The following is a 1,979-nucleotide window of genomic DNA, read 5'->3' on the forward strand; positions in this document are numbered from 1 at the left end:
CGCCGGGATCGATTCCAGGATCAATAATATTTGCAAGGGCTGCTGAAGCGCGCGCGAACTTTTGAAAAATGGCGCTGGCGCCGCAACCAATCCAGGTTCCATCGGAACGATCTCAGCCGGCTTTTGTTGGCGGGAGGGTGCGGGATTTGCCCTTCAAAAGGAGAAGATGGGATGACACTAATCGGAAAGAGTTTACTCGGCACGGCATTGGGCGCGGGACTGCTAGCCCGCATTTCTCACGGAGTTTAAGCGCATCGGGGCTCCGAATCAGCGAAAGTTGTTTTGCGAGAACGACTTCGTGATGATTCGAGGAGAGCCCCGATGCAGACAGAGTGTATCCCGGATATTTTCGGATTTGAAGCCGTTGAAGGCCGCGCGGTGGTGGCGGCGTTTGATGGTGGCACGATCACGTCGGACGCGGGCGCGCTGCTGCTTGGTGCGACGGACCGGGCGATCGGGATAGTGGATCGGCTGGCCTCCTGCTTTGTCGATCGGCGATCCCAGGCCCATGTCGAGCATTCGGTGGCAACGCTGGTCGGGCAGCGGATATTCGCTATCGCGCTCGGCTACGAGGACCTCAACGACCATGAGACGCTGCGCCACGATCCATTGATGGCGGTGTTGGCGGGAAAGCTTGAGGCACGGCGCGCGGACTGCGCCGCCGTGGCCGGCAAATCGACGCTGAACCGGCTGGAATTGTCGAAGCCGGAACCGTCGCGCTACCACAAGATCAGCTACGATGCGGAGGCGGTAGACCGGCTATTCGTCGATCTGTTTCTCGAGGCGCATCGGACGGCGCCGCGCCAGATCACCCTCGACCTCGATGCCACCGATGATCCGTTGCATGGTGAACAGGAAGGGCGCTTCTTCCATGGCTACTACAAATCCTATTGTTATCTGCCGCTGTATATTTTTTGCGGGCGACACCTGCTTTGCGCCAAGCTGCGGCGGGCCAACATCGATGCCAGCGCGGGCTCAGTCGAAGAGGTGGCGCGGATCGTGGCGCAGATCCGCAAGCGTTGGCCCGAAGTGCGCATTCTGCTGCGGGCGGATTCCGGGTTCACGCGCGATGATCTGATGACATGGTGCGAACAAAACGACGTCGACTACCTGTTCGGCCTGGCCAAGAACAACAGGCTGATTGCCGAGATCGCAGCCGAGCTTGCCGAGGCAGCCGAAGAGAACCGACAGAGCGGCAAGCCGGCCCGGCGCTTCAAGGACTTCCAGTACAGAACGCACAAGAGCTGGAGCCGGCAGCGCCGCGTCGTCGGCAAAGCCGAGTGGATGATCCCGTCCACAGCCGAGAGTGAGAGCGCGACAAAGCCACGGCGCAAGAAAAAGAACAAGAAGTCCATCAAGGTTGGCGACATCGACCTGGCGACACTGGAAGGCCGGGCCAATCCGCGCTTCGTCGTCACCTCGCTGTCGGCCGACGAACACCATGCCCGCGCGCTCTACGAGAAGCTCTATTGCGCCCGCGGCGAGATGGAAAACCGCATCAAGGAATGTCAGCTCGATCTGTTCGCCGACAGGACGTCCGCCCACACCATGCGCGCCAACCAGTTGCGGCTTTGGTTGTCCTCAATGGCCTATGTCCTTGTCAGCGCGCTGCGCCGCATCGCCCTGGCCACGACCCGCTTCGCCGACGCCACATGCGGCACCATCCGCCTGAAGCTGTTCAAGATCGGCGCCCAGGTCCGCATCAGCGTCCGCAGAATCAAGTTCTCGATGGCATCGGCGTTTCCCTACACCGATGTCTTTCGAGCGGCATGGGCCGCGCTCGACAGCGCGGCTCGCTGAAGCCTTGGCCCACAGGAGAACACCCGCACCGTATGACCCGAAAGCACCGACCAACCCGCCGCAGCGGGCGACAATCTATGCCCAAACCACCGGCCCGGGTTGTGGCGCCGCCGAAGTCAATTCCCGCTCGCGTCCGACCAAACAGCGTGAGAAATTCGGGCTAAGCCATTGCTTGGATG

1 protein-coding gene is annotated in these 1,979 nt (G+C 61.2%); it reads left to right on the plus strand.

Features of this window, described 5'->3' with window-relative positions; genetic code table 11:
* Nucleotides 1–321 precede the first annotated feature (321 nt).
* The gene (locus WB528_RS02945) at nt 322–1,800 is read left to right on the plus strand and encodes an IS1380 family transposase (protein ID WP_423886934.1); all 1,479 of its coding nucleotides are present in this window, start codon (nt 322–324) and stop codon (nt 1,798–1,800) included.
* Nucleotides 1,801–1,979: the final 179 nt, after the last annotated feature.

Origin of the sequence: Bradyrhizobium sp., assembly GCF_049586575.1 — a bacterium.
GTDB lineage: Bacteria > Pseudomonadota > Alphaproteobacteria > Rhizobiales > Xanthobacteraceae > Bradyrhizobium.

What these genes read in the sequence shown, in the direction of transcription:
- WB528_RS02945 (WP_423886934.1), top strand. Translation starts at nt 322, where the DNA reads ATGCAGACAGAGTGTATCCCGGATATTTTCGGATTTGAAGCCGTTGAA.